The 15194-nt window shown below is 57.2% G+C and carries 19 protein-coding genes and 1 pseudogene; 13 read left to right on the plus strand and 7 right to left on the minus strand.

The features are described from left to right. The first annotated feature begins 150 nt into the window (after positions 1-150). Complete coding sequence (locus AC1VVM_RS25180; protein ID WP_482956907.1) at positions 151-537, plus strand: hypothetical protein; 387 nt, start codon at positions 151-153, stop codon at positions 535-537. 87 nt (positions 538-624) lie between these two features. Here AC1VVM_RS25180 and AC1VVM_RS25185 read toward each other — a convergent pair whose 3' ends face one another. After that, the gene (locus tag AC1VVM_RS25185; protein ID WP_482956908.1) at positions 625-765 is read right to left on the minus strand and encodes a hypothetical protein; all 141 of its coding nucleotides are present in this window, start codon (positions 763-765) and stop codon (positions 625-627) included. A 324-nt stretch (positions 766-1089) separates the two neighbouring features. Here AC1VVM_RS25185 and AC1VVM_RS25190 point away from each other — a divergent pair, with 324 nt between their 5' ends. Beyond that, positions 1090-1908 carry a DUF2711 family protein gene (locus AC1VVM_RS25190; protein ID WP_482956909.1) on the plus strand — a complete coding sequence of 273 codons (819 nt, stop codon included), beginning with the start codon at positions 1090-1092 and terminating at the stop codon, positions 1906-1908. Between the two features lie 142 nt (positions 1909-2050). On the opposite strand, the gene AC1VVM_RS25195 is transcribed toward AC1VVM_RS25190, so the two are convergent. Both AC1VVM_RS25195 and AC1VVM_RS25200 read right to left on the minus strand, forming a co-directional pair. Continuing rightward, positions 2051-2608, minus strand: coding sequence for a hypothetical protein (locus AC1VVM_RS25195; RefSeq protein WP_482956910.1), 558 nt, complete (start codon positions 2606-2608; stop codon positions 2051-2053). Between the two features lie 183 nt (positions 2609-2791). After that, on the minus strand, positions 2792-3232 hold the full coding sequence (locus AC1VVM_RS25200) for a hypothetical protein (protein WP_482956911.1): 441 nt from the start codon (positions 3230-3232) through the stop codon (positions 2792-2794). 334 nt (positions 3233-3566) lie between these two features. Between AC1VVM_RS25200 and AC1VVM_RS25205 the strand changes: the two genes are divergently transcribed. After that, a complete protein-coding gene (locus AC1VVM_RS25205) occupies positions 3567-3839 on the plus strand; it encodes a hypothetical protein (protein ID WP_482956912.1) in 273 nt (90 codons plus the stop codon). A gap of 260 nt (positions 3840-4099) precedes the next feature. Here AC1VVM_RS25205 and AC1VVM_RS25210 read toward each other — a convergent pair whose 3' ends face one another. Next, the gene (locus AC1VVM_RS25210) at positions 4100-4459 is read right to left on the minus strand and encodes a hypothetical protein (protein ID WP_482956913.1); all 360 of its coding nucleotides are present in this window, start codon (positions 4457-4459) and stop codon (positions 4100-4102) included. Positions 4460-4900: 441 nt separating this feature from the next. Here AC1VVM_RS25210 and AC1VVM_RS25215 point away from each other — a divergent pair, with 441 nt between their 5' ends. Further along, entirely contained in the window at positions 4901-5326 is a 426-nt protein-coding gene (locus tag AC1VVM_RS25215; protein ID WP_482956914.1) for a hypothetical protein, read from the plus strand. A 512-nt stretch (positions 5327-5838) separates the two neighbouring features. Beyond that, positions 5839-6372 (plus strand): hypothetical protein, encoded by a 534-nt coding sequence (locus tag AC1VVM_RS25220; protein WP_482956915.1) that lies wholly within the window; start codon positions 5839-5841, stop codon positions 6370-6372. A gap of 451 nt (positions 6373-6823) precedes the next feature. Here the strand turns inward: AC1VVM_RS25220 and AC1VVM_RS25225 are convergent, their stop codons facing one another. Both AC1VVM_RS25225 and AC1VVM_RS25230 read right to left on the minus strand, forming a co-directional pair. Beyond that, positions 6824-7231 carry a hypothetical protein gene (locus tag AC1VVM_RS25225; RefSeq protein ID WP_482956916.1) on the minus strand — a complete coding sequence of 136 codons (408 nt, stop codon included), beginning with the start codon at positions 7229-7231 and terminating at the stop codon, positions 6824-6826. A gap of 222 nt (positions 7232-7453) precedes the next feature. Beyond that, complete coding sequence (locus tag AC1VVM_RS25230; RefSeq protein WP_482956917.1) at positions 7454-7813, minus strand: hypothetical protein; 360 nt, start codon at positions 7811-7813, stop codon at positions 7454-7456. Between the two features lie 154 nt (positions 7814-7967). On the opposite strand from AC1VVM_RS25230, the gene AC1VVM_RS25235 reads away from it, so the two are divergent. The 7 genes and pseudogenes from AC1VVM_RS25235 to AC1VVM_RS25265 all read left to right on the plus strand — a co-directional run bounded on the left by AC1VVM_RS25235 (position 7968) and on the right by AC1VVM_RS25265 (position 12754). Then, positions 7968-8258 (plus strand): barstar family protein, encoded by a 291-nt coding sequence (locus AC1VVM_RS25235; RefSeq protein ID WP_482956918.1) that lies wholly within the window; start codon positions 7968-7970, stop codon positions 8256-8258. Positions 8259-8894: 636 nt separating this feature from the next. Next, positions 8895-9473, plus strand: a pseudogene (locus AC1VVM_RS25240) (type IV secretory system conjugative DNA transfer family protein); the annotation flags it as partial. Further along, positions 9447-10235, plus strand: coding sequence for a conjugal transfer protein TrbF (gene trbF / locus AC1VVM_RS25245; RefSeq protein ID WP_482957376.1), 789 nt, complete (start codon positions 9447-9449; stop codon positions 10233-10235). The pseudogene AC1VVM_RS25240 and the gene trbF, both read left to right, overlap by 27 nt. Continuing rightward, positions 10232-11050 (plus strand): P-type conjugative transfer protein TrbG, encoded by an 819-nt coding sequence (gene trbG, locus AC1VVM_RS25250; RefSeq protein WP_482906460.1) that lies wholly within the window; start codon positions 10232-10234, stop codon positions 11048-11050. The genes trbF and trbG overlap by 4 nt, the downstream gene beginning before the upstream one ends. Next, positions 11047-12306, plus strand: a complete 1260-nt coding sequence (locus AC1VVM_RS25255; protein ID WP_482906461.1) for a TraB/TrbI/VirB10 family type IV secretion system protein — start codon at positions 11047-11049, stop codon at positions 12304-12306. Before trbG ends, AC1VVM_RS25255 begins: the two co-directional genes overlap by 4 nt. Beyond that, positions 12303-12521 (plus strand): DUF2274 domain-containing protein, encoded by a 219-nt coding sequence (locus AC1VVM_RS25260; protein ID WP_482906462.1) that lies wholly within the window; start codon positions 12303-12305, stop codon positions 12519-12521. Before AC1VVM_RS25255 ends, AC1VVM_RS25260 begins: the two co-directional genes overlap by 4 nt. After that, complete coding sequence (locus tag AC1VVM_RS25265; RefSeq protein WP_482956919.1) at positions 12521-12754, plus strand: helix-turn-helix domain-containing protein; 234 nt, start codon at positions 12521-12523, stop codon at positions 12752-12754. Before AC1VVM_RS25260 ends, AC1VVM_RS25265 begins: the two co-directional genes overlap by 1 nt. A gap of 270 nt (positions 12755-13024) precedes the next feature. On the opposite strand, the gene AC1VVM_RS25270 is transcribed toward AC1VVM_RS25265, so the two are convergent. Next, positions 13025-13564 (minus strand): TetR/AcrR family transcriptional regulator, encoded by a 540-nt coding sequence (locus tag AC1VVM_RS25270; RefSeq protein WP_482956920.1) that lies wholly within the window; start codon positions 13562-13564, stop codon positions 13025-13027. Between AC1VVM_RS25270 and AC1VVM_RS25275 the strand changes: the two genes are divergently transcribed. Continuing rightward, positions 13535-15022 (plus strand): cytochrome P450, encoded by a 1488-nt coding sequence (locus AC1VVM_RS25275; protein WP_482956921.1) that lies wholly within the window; start codon positions 13535-13537, stop codon positions 15020-15022. The genes AC1VVM_RS25270 and AC1VVM_RS25275 overlap by 30 nt on opposite strands. The last annotated feature ends 172 nt before the right edge of the window (positions 15023-15194 follow it).

Raw genomic sequence — 15194 nt, forward strand, 5'->3', positions numbered from 1 at the left:
TCCCGTTCCGAAGAACACGAAAAGGTCCGGGAGACCTTTTCGCTGAGGGGGCCTACCACCCATTGGTAGTATCCTGCGGGCGGTAGGGTGGAGGAGAGGGCCGGTGCCGCCGACGTTGCGGACATTCGCAGCCCGGTTCAAATAGCCACTATGAGCGCGAATAAACTTGTCGGGATCACCGGCCTTATCACCGTCCTATGTGTGTGGACCTACATCACGCTGGTTGGTGAGCCGCGTTTGCAGGTTAACGTAGCAAACGGAGTATATGCGAACAACTGCTGTGGCACGATCGTCCTCAACGACGGCACAATGACTGTGGCAAATCAACGAATTGAATACGTAATCGAACAGGATAAGACAGGCCCGTATGTACTGCCAAAGACCTTTGTCGGAGCTTCGGCCGCAGGCTTTGTCCTTAAGCCAGGCGCGTTTGCCCTAAAATTGGCGCTCGACGATCCCACCCAACCGCACCGAATAGAGTTGCTCGACGATGGCAGTGGCAAAGCGTTTTCGTTCATGCGGAAGAGCGGCAGCTAGCCCCAACCAAGCAGAATGGCAGGATTTCAGCGTTTTAATCGGAAAACTGCCGTTCCGGACACGCCAACATTGCGGTAGTTCATATTATCATGCGATCATCCCGAAGATGGTCATACGTGCTGCAGCCTTTTCTATTTCTTTCGCAATCGCCATGGCAGGCATTGCAGATGCGCAAGAGTTGCCACCGGTTCCATCGACCTTGCTGAATGCTTCCGGTGCAGTGTGCATCAGCATATCTAAGCAAGGTGACGTCAATGGAGCTTACATTTTGACGAGCACCGGGGACAGGCAGGCAGATAATGATATGATCGCTTGGGTGCGTCAGTTGCATTGGCCGGTAGCAGCGCCCGGCGAGAAGATGCGGGATACGTGGTTCCCTATGCCGATCGGGTTCGGTCGGATGGCACCTCCGAAAATTCCCTCAACTTGCGCATCACCGGCCTAGCAGTCTGTCGGCTGCCGCCCTGCAAGCCGCCATCAATGTTGCAGTTCGTCCTAGAGGCGCCCTAGCTCGGAAGCTGACATTGCAGTGGTTTGCAATTAGAGCGAGGCATGGATATGCATGATCGTGATAAGTTCGGACCACCGGACGACACTCCAATCTTACCTTGGTTTAGTGGCGCATACGCACATGGCTTTGTGGCCCTCCATCCATTTTTCACTATAGAAGGGCTAGACCCTAAGACGTGCGAACACGGGACGCTTGTCCTTTCAGGTTCAGAGGCCCCTGCTGCGCTTGGTTTATTGGAGTGGGCGGACGAAGAGGCGGCCAATCGACGCGTTGGTAAGGAGATAAATCTCGAAGGGGTCGATGGCGCGGCAAAGCGATATGGGCGACAGGTCAGCTGGCGAACGATCTGTCAGCAGGCCGATTTTGCCGACCATTGCGAATTGGATCAGGCTCTTCGAACGAGCATCGGCGGCCTCAAACATGACCTTGCGGACGAAGCGAAATCCGATCGGCTCGCCTCATGCTGCTTTCAGCATGGCATATTCCCGCCAAACCAGGGGCGTCTCGAACCTCTGATGCAAACCAACCTCGCCACCGTTTTCAGACGAGCCGGTTATAACCGGTTGATCGTGGGAGATGAATTTGGCGATGACGAGCGCCTAGTAGACATTAGTCTGTTGGAACATGGTGAATTGTGGGACGAAATGGCTGAACTTCCACGATATGGCGTGAAACGCTTGATCGCCCCCGATCACTCACTTCTGGCGTGGGTCCACTGGGATAGCTTCTACACACTGATTCTTGGAAAAACAGAGGCGTTCCAAGACCTGAAAATCGCCAGCATGTTCGAGGGGTTTTGGTGTTCCCAAGAAACAGAGTCGTACTGGCTTAGACAGCCCCGTATCCCGCTCGTGGAATAGCCCGCAAAGCAATTGGCCATGTCCGCTTTGCAGACCGCCAGGATAAAAGCTGACGGCCAGACAACCCCAACAAACCGGAATGGCAGAGTTGCAGGGTTTTAATCCGAAACCTGCCTGACCGGACCCGCCAACATAGCTGCCATCAGTGATGCCGATAGATTCGAACAATCTCCGGGTTCTGTGCATCCATAAACATGTATGCACGTCCGAGAAGCGCCTGCTTGCCGAAATCATCAAACTTGTTCGGGCCAAGCGGCGTGATCAGAACCTCTGCTTCCGTCAAGCCATCTAAGTATCGATCTTCAACCTCTCTTTGGTGTTCACGAACAACCTCTCTAATAACGACATTCACGGCGGGATGGTTGTAACGGACAAGAATGTTTCCATCGTCCATGGGGCTGGGATTCATGTCCGGGTGGTAGCTTAGAATGTCGGCTAAGACTTTGCGGGCAAACGCTTCCGCGGCCGCATCAGAGGTGCCTTCTTCCAAAACTACACATGTTCCGTTCCTGAAAACCACGAAGTCGCGCTTTCCATCAGTATAATAGGAAAGCCGGTCTACAACATGTTCAATGGGTTGAGCGAACGAGGGATGCCAAGCTGGAACGGGAGGAAGGCCCGCGTTGGTCGGCGGCGTCGCCTCAACACTTCCAACGCCAACGAGGCCAAGGAGCCCCGCCAAAAACGATCTCTTAGTCACACTAGCTTCCCCTTGTTCGGAGGCGCGGAATGACACGATCTAGGTTTGCTTTCCACCGAAAGTGCGGCGCTGGACCATGGCGGGTTAGATTGTCCGCTCTCCCCAACAAAGGGGAATGGCGGATTTTCAGAGTTTTAATCTGAAACCGACCATTCCGGAGACGCCAACAAACCAGACGTCCCCTCATTGCGACGATGACGGCGGCATCGTGCTCTTGGACGAACGTGTAATTGTTCGATCCTCAAGGGGACAGTATGGACGAGGTCTTCTTGCCTTTAGGCGGAACAATTCACGATTATAGCGCCCTGCATAAGCAACTTTTTGCGTACCGCATTTGCTCAGAGGATAGTCACAATCCATGCAATTAAGGTGGTGAGTTTTATCGCGAATATCACTGAGATAAATCGAGTCCTGTTTAAAGTCTTCATCCGACCATGGCGCGCCAGGATTCCGAGTTGGAGAATGACCGGGCACTTCCAAACCGTCGCCACGACACTCTTCATACCCTGCCACGAGTTCTTGATAGGAATAACCGTTCTGGCCATACCGAAACAGGCGGGTATCTTCACGGCGGACGGCCGCCATCGCTGCTTGTTCGGGGTTTTCCTGCGGCAAGTCAGCCATGCAGCGCATGTCACCGGCCAATGACGCCGCTCTATGCTGAAGGTGGTGTTCAGTGGCCCTTTCATTCTGCTTTTCAGGGGATTGCCGACATCCCGCCAGTAACATAGCAATTTGCGCAACACATAGTAGGATAAAGCGCGGCCTTGATCCTGCCATCTAAATCTCCGTGCCCAATTGTCCGTCATCTTTGACGAGGAGGTTGCGTTTCACAATTGCCTTATAAGGTGGCCGGTCCGCTTCCCCAAACAAACCGGAATGGCAGAGTTGCAGTATTTTAATCCGAAACCTGCCTGACCGTACACGATTTTAACCCCGCCACACTATGCCCGCATCTATGATGCGCCTTCTTGCCATAATTGAAGTGGTTCTTCTGTTAACAGCGGCGGCAACATACGCCGCGGGTTCCGCCATGACAGCGTTACTTTTGATGCTTGGAGGGTATCACTGGGTCACGATCGCAATGTTCGGAATTTGCGCTGCCGCCGCCGTGGCTTGCCTTGTGCTTGCTATTCAGCTCCTAGTTAAGCCACATCCCAACTTGATGATTGCCGGTCTAGTTTTTCTAGCAATGGCCTGCGTAGTCGGTGCTAAACTGATGAAAGTCTGACAGGCTCCGGTTCTTCGTAGCTTGAGAGAACGACGCATGACGGCAATCACATGATCGTCGTTCATAGTCTTGCAGCCTGATGAGACGCCGCACCGCCTCCCTCTTAGTGCACGAAAAACACTGCCGGATTGGAAACGTACCCGGCAACCTCCAAGGGGGGCGTCACCGTGAAAATGGCCGCTATCGGGTTTTGCTCCCCCATAAGCGGACCGCCCGCTTCCCGCCGATTAGCTGCCGTTGTTACTTGTCGGCCTGCTTGTTCAGTCGGGACATCTCACTAGGTTAAACATGCGCGTCTCCACCGCATCCGCATCGACCGCGCCACCCCGATCACCATCCCCCAGGATCGCCCGAAGTTGTAGATGATCGCCCTCCAAATTGAACCCCATCGTGATCGCGCGGGGTAAGCTCTTGGCGCCCGGTTTTTTCGCTGCCTGCTTGATCGCCTCGGACGGCTCAACAGTTAGGATGACGTCAGTCGGGGAAGCATCCCCAACAAGAGCAATGTGGCCAAAATCAAACGTCCCGTCTGGCAGGTGCCAGCGAATTGTCTTGCCACTGAAAGTGGTGAAGCGCTTCCCGCACTCGCTTAGGCTGTTGGCCCACTTACCGTCAGCCATTCTGTCAAAGGTTGCGCTTTTTGTACCGCAGGCGGCTAGGACGAGGGTAGCTAGGGTTACAAATATCGTTCGCATAGTAGCAGCTTGTGCCTTAGCCGTGTTGCCAGACCGTAAACTGGTAGGCAGCTATGACACACTGATCGCGATTAAGCGGACGGTCCCGAATCCCCAGCAAAGCTGAATGGCAGGCTTTCAGCGTTTTAATCGGAAATCTGCCATTCCGGACACGCCGACGTAGCGGCCACTAGATCTGATGCAGGCCGCGCTAAAGGGCAGCTTCCCCCTGACATTTCCGACTATGGAAGCGCCGCAACCGGATGCCACGAGCGGCCGTTCGATCAATCGAATGCGCCTTTTCAGGATTTTAACCCGAATGCTGTCTGTTCGGAGCTGTCAAAATTGGAGACATCTCGGAGTACGGGTTTCCCGAGCGGAGTAGTGATGAAATTATTAGTAACTCTTGCCTCTGTAGGCAGTGCAATGATTGCTTCCGTTGGATCACAAGCGTCTGCCGAGCTGCCTCTAATTCCCCCAGGTCATATACACGCGACCCCAATCGTACCAATCTGGTCTTTGCGCTCTGCTGCTGTTTCGTGCCCAAAGATTGGAGAGGCATCGGTCAGCATAAAGCAGAATAAATATGTCTGGAAGATATATAAAATTAAATCAAATAAATACACATTGACGGTCAATGATAGATTTATTGTGGATCAAGCGCTCGATGGTTTTCAAGTGGTTGAGAATATTAGTATGGGGTGCTTTAGCGACTCTGGATTTATCGCTGTCGCTACGGGAATTTCCGCAGACGCTAAGGCAAAGGTCTTAGTCATGAGGCTCGAGGGAAACCGGCTCATCCTTGATCGCTAATGTTCGACCTTTAGAAGGCCGATTGATGTCGGCGTCCGCTTCCCCCAACAAAGCGGAATGGCGGATTTTCAGAGTTTTAACCGGAAACCTGCCCTTCCGGACGCGCCAACATTGCGGACGCTCGAGAATGTCGGCAAGCCCTTCGGAATAGGAGAGTTAGATGTCGAACATTGAACGTCAGAGCCGCACATTGATAAGGAACGCTTGGCTTCGGTGGCTTGCACTTTGGGTTCCGCTGATGGCGATGATTATGGTCGCAAGTGTATGGTTCGACTTCAACACCATAATGGTGGTGCTAATCGTGGTTTTGGCAGGTGTTATTTTCTACCAGAGGTATGTCAATAGGCGCTCGTGGCGGTCGATTATGTGGGGCGTTCACGCCGGAGACGAATGAAAGCTTCGGAATGGCGGATTTTCAGGATTTTAATATGGTACCTGCCGTTCCGGACACGCCAACATTGCGGACGTGATTTGAGTCGCTTAGGTCTTCATGGCAGGAGTGCTTTACACGTATGGAAAATCTCAGCGTAGCGATCACGGATCGGCCCGGCCTTAGTCATACCTGTGGCTCCATCCGCTTCTTCGGTTTTGGCATCTACATTACTCGGCTGCTCCCAAACGGCACGCAATTTTCCAAATCCGGCGCGCACATGTCGCTCTTGATCCCCAACACTGCTTTATTTCGTTGCTTAGAGCGCCGTACATCAGTGTTTAACTTTGAAGGTCCGTATGTGGGGCACCTCCAAGAACAAAATGGGTTGGAGGCTTATGAATATGGGGGCTTCGGACAGCACGCAGTTTCGCAATTTAGACTGGAGGCCACTGCTGACAAACAGGATAGGTGTTTTCGTCTAGAAATAGCTGGTGCTCTGTCGCCAATGGCGCAGGACAATGATGCATGGGAAATACCGAAACCTTTGTCGACTTTTCATATAAGCTCCGAAATTGGATTTACAGAATTACCATCTGTGTTCGTCGGTAAGCCAGAAGACTGGCAAGCACGCATTGATCGCGCACTAGCCCTCCATTCGGCCGCCACCCGTTGAACCCACCCGGGAAACCCGACATTCCGGACCCGCCGACATTGCGCACATTCCCCAAGACCGTCATCCTCGGCGCAAATGTCGCGGCGTTGGGGGAGTGTGATCAGTGAGTGCAGACGCGAAGAACTCAGTCATTCTCGTCATGCAGGCTGGCTTTTGGGTCCTCTTCGGATGGTGGATGTTTGGCCTCGCCAAGAGCGTGGAACTTCCGTCATGGGTAGTCCCAGTGGGCGGATTGCTTGGATTGATAAATTTAGCTGGGTTTGCGCACGGCCTATGGCAACGGCGCGCTTCAAATTCGGACAACCCGAACAATAGCTGACTGCGCCCGCCACCGGATAGCTCGAGTTGTAGGGGCGCTGGCTTTGTCCGCTTCCCCCAACCAAGCAGAATGGCAGGATTTCAGCGTTTTAGTCGGAAACCGGCCGTTCCGGACACGCCGACAATGCGGGGATCAGCGGCTCCACGGTTCGAAGGCTGCGATCAAGATTACCATTATGCCGAAAGGCACTGATATCGAGGCGAATCTAATGAGCCCTGCGTTCATCGATCGGAAAGAAGCTTGTGTTCCCAGAAACGCGTCATTGTTGGCCTTTCGGAGAAAGGGAACAATCCAGCTTGTTACGTTTGCCGACAGCATGGCAAGTGGAAGCACGATAGCTCCAAATCCAACGACAGTGTAAACTGCTGTCGCCCCGACCGAGGACGATATTATTTTCGAATTGCCTCCTGTGAACTGAGCGAAAAGCTTCAGAACTGCTATCGTCCACAAGTACCCAAACAACATCATCATTAGAGTTTCAATATTTTTTACCCACCAAGGGAGATTGCTTTTGAAAGCTCTGCTTTCGGCAAAATCCATTGTGCGTCTCCGCTTTCGCATGAAGACAAATAGCACTGCCAGCGGCAGAGCGAGCAGGCCCATACTCCATGCGATCTGTGCGATTGGCATGTGTTGTCGTCCCAAATTGAATTACCGAACGCAAGTTCAGCGATGTCCGCTCGCCCAGGCAAAGCGGAATGGCCGATTTTCAGGATTTTAATCTGGTACCTGCCGTTCCCGACACGCCGACAAGGCGGAGGCCTAAGGCAGTAGCTCGTGCAACGGTAAAGCGTTCGAATCCGGTGCACTGCATGCCAGTATTTCCGAGTTGCCGTCGCGGATGTGCCGTAGCTCCAAATGACCCTCGTTTGGTTCTTCAATCTTGCGAGAGCCGTCAAGGACAGCAAGCAATCCAAATAGCGCAGATCGCGCTGCTTCGGAGCCGAACGCTTCGACCAATTCGCGGTCATTCGCGCTCATGGCCTTGAGCCAATCGGAGCGTCGCGACCGCGTTTCGGAGCGCATCCGTCCAGGCGGATTGTGCCAGCTACTAGCAAGTTCAGCTGAAAGGCCGTCGAGCACAACCGCACTCAGTCCATCGACAAAGGTCTTTTGATCCATCGATACACACTGCCACCGGGATGGGTGATCATCAACGCCCGCTTGCCCCAAAGCGGAATTGCGGATTTTCAGAGTTTTAACCGGAAACCCGATGTTCCGGACCCGCCGACATTGCAGTGATTGTCAGCACGCCAGATCGAGCTAACCTGATGCGATGATCGAGTTTGAGCTTCACGCCGCTGCCTGGAAGTCCTCGGATGATTTTTATCAGGCGCTGCTGCCCGTTCTGGGAGCGCCCGATTGGCATGGACATAACCTCGACGCCTTAGAGGACAGCATTTTCGCGGGCGAGATCAACAAAGTGGATCCGCCGTTCCGCATTGTCGTCTATGGCGCCAGCAATCTGCCGGTCTCTCTCAAAGCGACCTTGTTGAAGACGGCTCAAATGTTCGAGGAAGGTCGAAGGGTATCGGGGGCCGTCGCATATTTGGAGCTTCGCCCTTAGTTGCCCGCAAACCCCAACAAAGCGGAATGGCGGATTTTCAGAGTGTTAATCCGAAACCGGCCACTCCGGACACGCCGACAGTGCAGCCATCGGAAAACGAAACGATCAGCGATGCCGAATGAGCCAAAGGAAGCGCTTAGTTCCCCTGATTGAGGCCCGTGTCATGACCGCCGTGATGAGAAGCCATCCGAACATGGCAGCCCAAAAAAACACCGGATGTTTTGCCCAAGAAAATTCGGAAAGGCCGCCTCAAATATTCTCGGACCTTGGCTGCGTAAGGGCTCTGTTCAGCCGGCAGTTCGGAAGAGGGCGCAGATGGCCAGCGAATTGCGCCAGTACTTCGTAAGCTTCTGAGTATCACTCGTCATGACGTGCCGCATGCCTTCTGAGGTCGGCATTGTCATGATTTAAATCGAGTAATCAATCAGCGGATTTTCGGACCGTCCGACGTGGTTTGAATTTGATCGTTCTCATCTGTCTTTTGCATGGCTCTCATAACCAAAAGCCGTGTTCCGCAATCTGAAATGCAGCGGAAAGGCCGTTCGGTGCACCAGACAGGCACTGTGACCGGTCGCCGATTTGCGGGACTCTCTGCCTGACGCCAGCGGATGTGATCCGCGGCGCGCGGAGGCTTTCATGACACCGACGAAACTCCTCATCGGACAGATGATGGTCGTGTTCGCGATCGTCCTTGCCGGTGTCTGGCTGGCAACCCAGTGGGCAGCGGCGCAGCTTGCCTACCAGCCCGAACTGGGCAGCCCTTGGTTCGTGCTGCTGGACCGTAGGATCTATGCGCCCTGGGCGATCTTCCCCTGGTGGTTCGAGTTCGATGCCTACGCGCCGGTCGTGTTTGACGAGGCTGGCGGCATTGCGGCATCGAGCGGGCTCGTCGGCTGCGCGGCGGCCATCGTCGGTTCGGTCTGGCGCGCGCGCCAGCGCAGAAATGTCACCACGTACGGATCGGCGCGCTGGGCGAGCCGCAAGGATATCCAAAAGGCGGGGCTTCTGGCCGACGAGGGCGTGTTCCTCGGGCGGGTCGGCGCCGACTATTTGCGCCACGATGGGCCCGAACATGTGATGGCCTTTGCGCCGACGCGTTCGGGCAAGGGCATCGGTCTCGTCATTCCGACCCTGCTAGGCTGGTCGGGTTCCGCCGTTATCCACGACATCAAGGGCGAGAACTGGCAACTGACTGCCGGCTGGCGCGCGCGCTTTCCCGAGACGCCCTTCCAACGCGCCGCACAGCTTTGGGACGAGCGGATCGGCTCCGCCCGCGTCCAGGCGCGCAGCTGGCGGATCATGGCCTTCGGCTGCCTCGGACTATCCTGCAGCATGGCAGGAGGCCTCATCTGGCAGTCGTTGCAGAGCCGGGTGGTTCCCTATGTCGTTGCGGTCGACAGGCTGGGTGAGCCGCGCGCGGTCAGCGAGGCGGAGGCTGGCTATCAGCCCACGGATCCACAGATCGCCTGGGCCCTGTCCAAGTTCATCGGACACGTGCGCGGCATCTCGCTCGATCCCGTCATCATGCGTGAGGGTTGGCTCGAGGCCTACGACTTCTCGACCCAGCGCGGCAGCCGGTTCCTCAGCGAATATGCCCGGGCCTCGGGTGCGCTGACGGTGCTCGGAGAGCGGACTGTCTCGGTCCAGGTCACCAGCGTGGTGCGGGCCTCGGACAAGAGCTTCCAGATCAAGTGGATCGAAAACGCATTCGAGCGCGGTAGTGCTGCGGGGGCCAGTCATTGGACCGCGATCCTGACCATCGTTCAGCAGGCGCCGCCGGGCAGCGAAACACTGCGCAAGAACCCGCTCGGGATCTACGTCGATGCCATCGACTGGAGCCGTGAGCTGGAGGCGCCGGCACCGCCCGCCACTGCTCCGCTCGGGAGCACAGACGGCGCCGCAGTCGCGGCACCGGCCACGCCCGCACTCCGCGATCCCAATCCCAATCCTGAAAAAGCCAAGGAGGTTCTGCCATGAAGACTTCGCTGCTGGCTGCGGCCGCTTTTGCCGTGGGCGTCCATTCGGCAGGTACGCCGGCGTCCGCGAAAATATTGACCGGTGCGCTGGAGCCCGCCAGCGCCGAGCCGTCCCCCAGTTCCTGGGTCAACGCGAGGCAGGTCTACCTCTGGTCCGACGGCACCGTCTACCATGCCTATACTCAGCCGGGCATGATCACCGATATCGCGCTGCAGGCGGGTGAGGGCCTGATTGCGGTCGCTGCCGGCGACACCGCGCGCTGGGTCATCGGCGATACTTCGAGCGGGAGCGGCGAGGACAAGCGCACGCATGTTCTGGTGAAACCGTTCAGCACCGGGCTCGCGACCAACCTCGTCATCACCACCGATCGGCGCACCTATCATCTGCTCCTCACCAGTCGGCCCGACGCCGGCATGTCTGCGCTCTCATGGAATTATCCGCTCGACGAACTGGTCGCGGTCAACGCAGCGCAAGCGGCCGCCGAGGCAGTGAAGCCGGTCGCCGCGGGGCTGGGCGTGGAGCAGCTCTACTTTGGTTACGCAATCACCGGCGACACACCGGCCTGGCGACCTGTCCGTGCCTTCGATGACGGCCGGCAGACCTTCATCGAATTCCCCACCACGATCGGCGTCGATGAAGCCCCGCCTCTGTTCCTGATCGGGCCAGACGGGGCGGCCGAACTGGTGAATTACCGCATGAAAGGCCGCTTCTACGTGGTCGATCGGATCTTCAATGTCGCTGAGCTTCGGCTCGGAACGAAGAAGCAACAGGTCGTGCGGATCACGCGCGGCGGCGAGGGGAGGGCACGGCGATGAGCGATGAGCTGGGAGAAGCAGAGGCCCTGCAGGTTCCGGACCCCATGGCGATTGCGTCCGAGATGGGGGCTGAGGCTACCAGTAGCCCGGCGCCATCGCCGAAGGTCGATCCTGAGACGCTGGCTATTCGCGCTCGTACGCCGCGCGTCACGCGCTTTCGCAAGGAAGTGGTCATCGGCGGGACCGCTCTGGCTGCGATCGCTTTGATTGGCGTGGCGTGGATCGCGCTCAAGCCACGGATCGCCGGGCACATTATGACTGATAGCGCAATGTCCCAGCCCGATCGGAAGCCTTCGGACGATGCGCTGGCTGGGCTGCCCAAAAGCTATGGGGACGTGCCCAAACTTGGCCCGCCACTTCCTGGCGACCTGGGGCGGCCGATCCTGAACGCGCAGCAGCGACAAATGGCAGCCGATGGCATGGCGCCGGTTGGCGCTCCCGGAATTACCGACGCGCGGCAGCGGCAGGCAGCCGAACTCAAAGCAGCCAGGCAATCCTCGCTCCTCGTACAGGGGCCGCGCTCGGCTGGCGCGGCCGCTACAGCTTCACCGACAGTCCCAAACACTCCAATCGACGTAGGACAGGCGGGCTCAACCTCGACTGAGGAGGATCGCAAGAGCCAATTTGCCGAGAAGCTTGATGAACGGGGCGACGTAAACCCGCACAGTCTGGCGGCTCCAGCTTCCCCCTATATGCTGATGGCCGGTAGCGTCATTGCCGCTAGCTTGGTCACCGGCGTGAACTCCGATGTTCCGGGGATGGTTGTCGCGCAGGTCACGCAGAATGTGTTCGACAGTGCCACCGGCCAAATCCTGCTCATTCCGCAGGGCGCAAGGCTGGTCGGTAAATACGACAGCGTGGTGGCCTATGGACAGAGCCGGGCGCTCGTCATCTGGCAGCGATTGGTGATGCCCGACGGAAGATCGATGCGGCTAGACAATATGCCGGCGGCAGATCCCTCTGGATATGCGGGGCTCGCTGATCGGGTTAACACCCACACCGCGAGATTGCTCAAGGGCGTGGCAATCGCAACGCTTCTGGGTGTCGGCACACAGCTATCGATCACCGGCGAGAGCGATCTGGTGCAGGCGATCCGAGAGTCCGCCCAGACCAATGTCTCCCGGGCTGGGGATCAGATTACCCAGCGCAATCTAGAGGTTCAGCCCACCATCGAGATACGGCCAGGCGCGCCTGTACGGCTTGTGGTGCGGCGAGACCTGGTCCTGGTGCCATGGAGAGGAGAGGACGGGCGATGAACACGATCAAGCTGGCGAAGCTCCCGGACAAGACGCCGGTGAAGCTTGCAGTATTGGTGACGCCGGATCTCCATCAGAGCCTGCAGGATTACGCGGCCGCCTATGCGTCGACTTATGGGATGCAGGTTCCGGTGCCGGAACTCATACCGGCGATCTTGAGCGCATTTTTGGACGCGGATCGCGGATTTCAACAGCAGAAGAAGAAGGGCAAGTGATGATGGATCGAGATTTCGACACCCGCGCTCCTTCCGCCGGGATGGAGCAGATCAGTGTCGGAATTTCCGACGCCGTTCGGTTGACAGGACTGAGCAAAACAAGAATATACCAACTGATCTCCGATGGCGATTTGGAAGTGGCCAAGGTCGGTAGATCCACCGTTGTCATCGCTTCAAGTTTACGTAATCTTGTCGCTTCAAGTCGAATGCAACGTGCCTTGCACGATGATTGAAGCCTGCTAAATCGAAACTTCGGCTAGTCTCGTTCCGGGCGGGAAATGGCCAGGATGCCCCACATTCATCATATGACTTTCTAGGACCGTAGCGGCCGTGGCGTCGGGCGATCTGGTGAATCCGCTACCAACGCTTGATCGGGCGAAGCGGTCATTCATTCAGCTCGCCCGAATCCAACGGCAGTTATTTTGAACGCGAGCCAGCTCTCAGCGTTGCGGGCAGCACGCGATCAACTCGAGCAAGGCCGAATGGCTGTAGTTGCGCGTCCCCTAGTGAGCGTCATGATGCGGTTCCAGCTCATTGACGCACCAGTCCACCAATGTCCGGATTTCGTCGTGGGCGCCTGAAATTCCGATCGCGGTTTCCAACCCAAGCAAGTTGCCGATGTAGTTGATCACCATCATCACGGCGGCGGCAGGCAGATCCGTCGTCCCTTGCCCTGGAACCGCAAGCGATGGGACGACCTGATTGAGGCTGGACCTGCGAAATTCCTCGCCAAAGCGAACCGTCTCCGCACGTACCACTTCGTTGTGGTTCGACATCGCCATGAATTCGATGTTGAGCACGGCATCGTGTGAATTCGAATTCGCCGCCCAGAAGGCGTGCAGCGGCCGGTCCGAGCGCAGGGCCTGATCCATGACATGTCGGTAACGATCGATGTGCCGGCGGTAGGTGGCGAGCACCAGCTCATCCATATTCTCGAAATAATAGAAGACGAGCTGGTGCTTCAGGCCAGCGCGCTCGGCAACGCGCCGCGCGGTCAGCGCGGCATAGCCATCTTGGCGCATGACGGCTTCCACCGCATCCATGAGCGACGCTCTTGTTGCAGAAGATTCGGCGCCGATCCGTCGGTTTATCGCCATTTTCCCTTATCTCCGATCCGATGCGTATTCTTGGCCACGTCAAAATCAAGAACGCACCACCGCCTACAGATTGACAAGACCATTACTGCTAATCAAATGGTCGGCAATGCTAAGCAACTGGTCAGCATGGGCCCAGGCACCGGCGACCGAGGAGAGAGCGTGACTGCGAGCATCCACGAACTGTCGCTGACGAACCTGCCGATCGAGGATCGCGCGTTCGGTGCCGATCCCGAGCCTTGGTTCGCCCAAGCGCGCGAGCAGCATCCGTGGCTCGCGAAGTTCACGCACGGCTATATCGTTCACGGGCACCGCGAGATTCGCGACCTCATGCAGATGGACGACCAGCTGCATATCGCCACCGACGACGTTGTGGAGATCATGGGCGCCACCGACACACCGTGGGGCGATTTCATGAAGGCGCTGCTCATCGCCCGCCACGGCGCCGACCACAAGCGCATGCGCGATGCGCTCAAGCCTTTCTTCAAGCCGCGCCGGATCGCCGATCACGTCGATCTCATCCGCGAGGTGGTGACGACGCTGCTCGATGACTGGGCGCTCAAGGGAGAATTCGATTTCACCGAATTCGCCTCCAACTTTCCGGTGGCGGTGATGTTCGGCCTGATCGGCGCCGACCTTGCCGATCTTCCCAAGATCAAGTGGGCGTTGGAGGTGCAAGGGCTCAGCTATAGTCTCGATCGCTCGCTGCTGCCCGAGATGGAAAAGGCCCATGCCATGATGATGGCATTCAATTCCGATCTGGTTGCCAAGCGCCGCGCCAGCGGCGAGCTTCGCGACGACCTCTTGCAGGAACTGATCCGGGCCGAGGATGCCGGCGTGCTATCGCACCAGGAGGTCTGCGAGCAGCTCTTCTTCCTATTCGCGGCGGGTTACGACACTTCCAAGAACCAGCTAGGCATGACCGCGCTGCTTCTGTTTCAGCAACCCGGTCTCTGGGAGCGCTGCGCGCGTGACCGGGACTTCTGCACGCTCGCAATTGAGGAGGGGCTGCGCCATTCGAGCCCCAGCAGTCCGCCGAGGATCGCGCTCGAGGACATCGTCTACCAGGATGTGCTGATCCCCAAGGGCACGCATCTGATGTTCCTGCTCAATATCTCGGGGCGCGATCCGCGAGCCTTCGACCACCCGATGCAATACCGCCCGGGGCGAGAAGCGGCAAAGCATCACCTCGCCTTCGGCAAGGGGGCGCACATCTGCCTAGGCCTTCATCTCGCGCGGTTCCAGCTGGAAGAAGGCCTTCACCTGATCGCCCAGCGGCTCAAGAATCCGCAGCTGGCCGGCGAGCCGACTTGGCGGCGTTTTCCCGGAGTATGGGGGCTGGAGACGCTGCCGATCCGCTTCACCCCGGCCACAGCCGACGCCGGCCTCGACCCTGAAGCGCGTTGACGCTGTTCCAGCTCTGCCTCTGGCCGGATCGGTGCCGAGGCGCTGGGAACCGGCCGCGGCAAGACGTTCACATTTTGGATTAGGGGCAAAGGGTCAATCCTCGCCTTTCCGCTCACCAGGCCGAAGTGCTGATAGACCGTATAATGAAACTGTATTGCAAATAGCGGGAACT

Source organism: Novosphingobium sp. BL-S-33, assembly GCF_056857025.1.

Excerpts from the sequence above, each read along its gene's own strand:
- AC1VVM_RS25180 (WP_482956907.1), top strand. The coding sequence starts at position 151 with ATGAGCGCGAATAAACTTGTCGGGATCACCGGCCTTATCACCGTCCTA.
- AC1VVM_RS25185 (WP_482956908.1), bottom strand. The coding sequence starts at position 765 with ATGCACACTGCACCGGAAGCATTCAGCAAGGTCGATGGAACCGGTGGC.
- AC1VVM_RS25190 (WP_482956909.1), top strand. The coding sequence starts at position 1,090 with ATGGATATGCATGATCGTGATAAGTTCGGACCACCGGACGACACTCCA.
- AC1VVM_RS25200 (WP_482956911.1), bottom strand. The coding sequence starts at position 3,232 with ATGGCTGACTTGCCGCAGGAAAACCCCGAACAAGCAGCGATGGCGGCC.
- AC1VVM_RS25205 (WP_482956912.1), top strand. The coding sequence starts at position 3,567 with ATGATGCGCCTTCTTGCCATAATTGAAGTGGTTCTTCTGTTAACAGCG.
- AC1VVM_RS25210 (WP_482956913.1), bottom strand. The coding sequence starts at position 4,459 with ATGGCTGACGGTAAGTGGGCCAACAGCCTAAGCGAGTGCGGGAAGCGC.
- AC1VVM_RS25215 (WP_482956914.1), top strand. The coding sequence starts at position 4,901 with ATGAAATTATTAGTAACTCTTGCCTCTGTAGGCAGTGCAATGATTGCT.
- AC1VVM_RS25220 (WP_482956915.1), top strand. The coding sequence starts at position 5,839 with ATGGAAAATCTCAGCGTAGCGATCACGGATCGGCCCGGCCTTAGTCAT.
- AC1VVM_RS25225 (WP_482956916.1), bottom strand. The coding sequence starts at position 7,231 with ATGGATTTTGCCGAAAGCAGAGCTTTCAAAAGCAATCTCCCTTGGTGG.
- AC1VVM_RS25230 (WP_482956917.1), bottom strand. The coding sequence starts at position 7,813 with ATGGATCAAAAGACCTTTGTCGATGGACTGAGTGCGGTTGTGCTCGAC.
- AC1VVM_RS25235 (WP_482956918.1), top strand. The coding sequence starts at position 7,968 with ATGATCGAGTTTGAGCTTCACGCCGCTGCCTGGAAGTCCTCGGATGAT.
- trbG (WP_482906460.1), top strand. The coding sequence starts at position 10,232 with ATGAAGACTTCGCTGCTGGCTGCGGCCGCTTTTGCCGTGGGCGTCCAT.
- AC1VVM_RS25255 (WP_482906461.1), top strand. The coding sequence starts at position 11,047 with ATGAGCGATGAGCTGGGAGAAGCAGAGGCCCTGCAGGTTCCGGACCCC.
- AC1VVM_RS25260 (WP_482906462.1), top strand. The coding sequence starts at position 12,303 with ATGAACACGATCAAGCTGGCGAAGCTCCCGGACAAGACGCCGGTGAAG.
- AC1VVM_RS25265 (WP_482956919.1), top strand. The coding sequence starts at position 12,521 with ATGATGGATCGAGATTTCGACACCCGCGCTCCTTCCGCCGGGATGGAG.
- AC1VVM_RS25270 (WP_482956920.1), bottom strand. The coding sequence starts at position 13,564 with ATGGATGCGGTGGAAGCCGTCATGCGCCAAGATGGCTATGCCGCGCTG.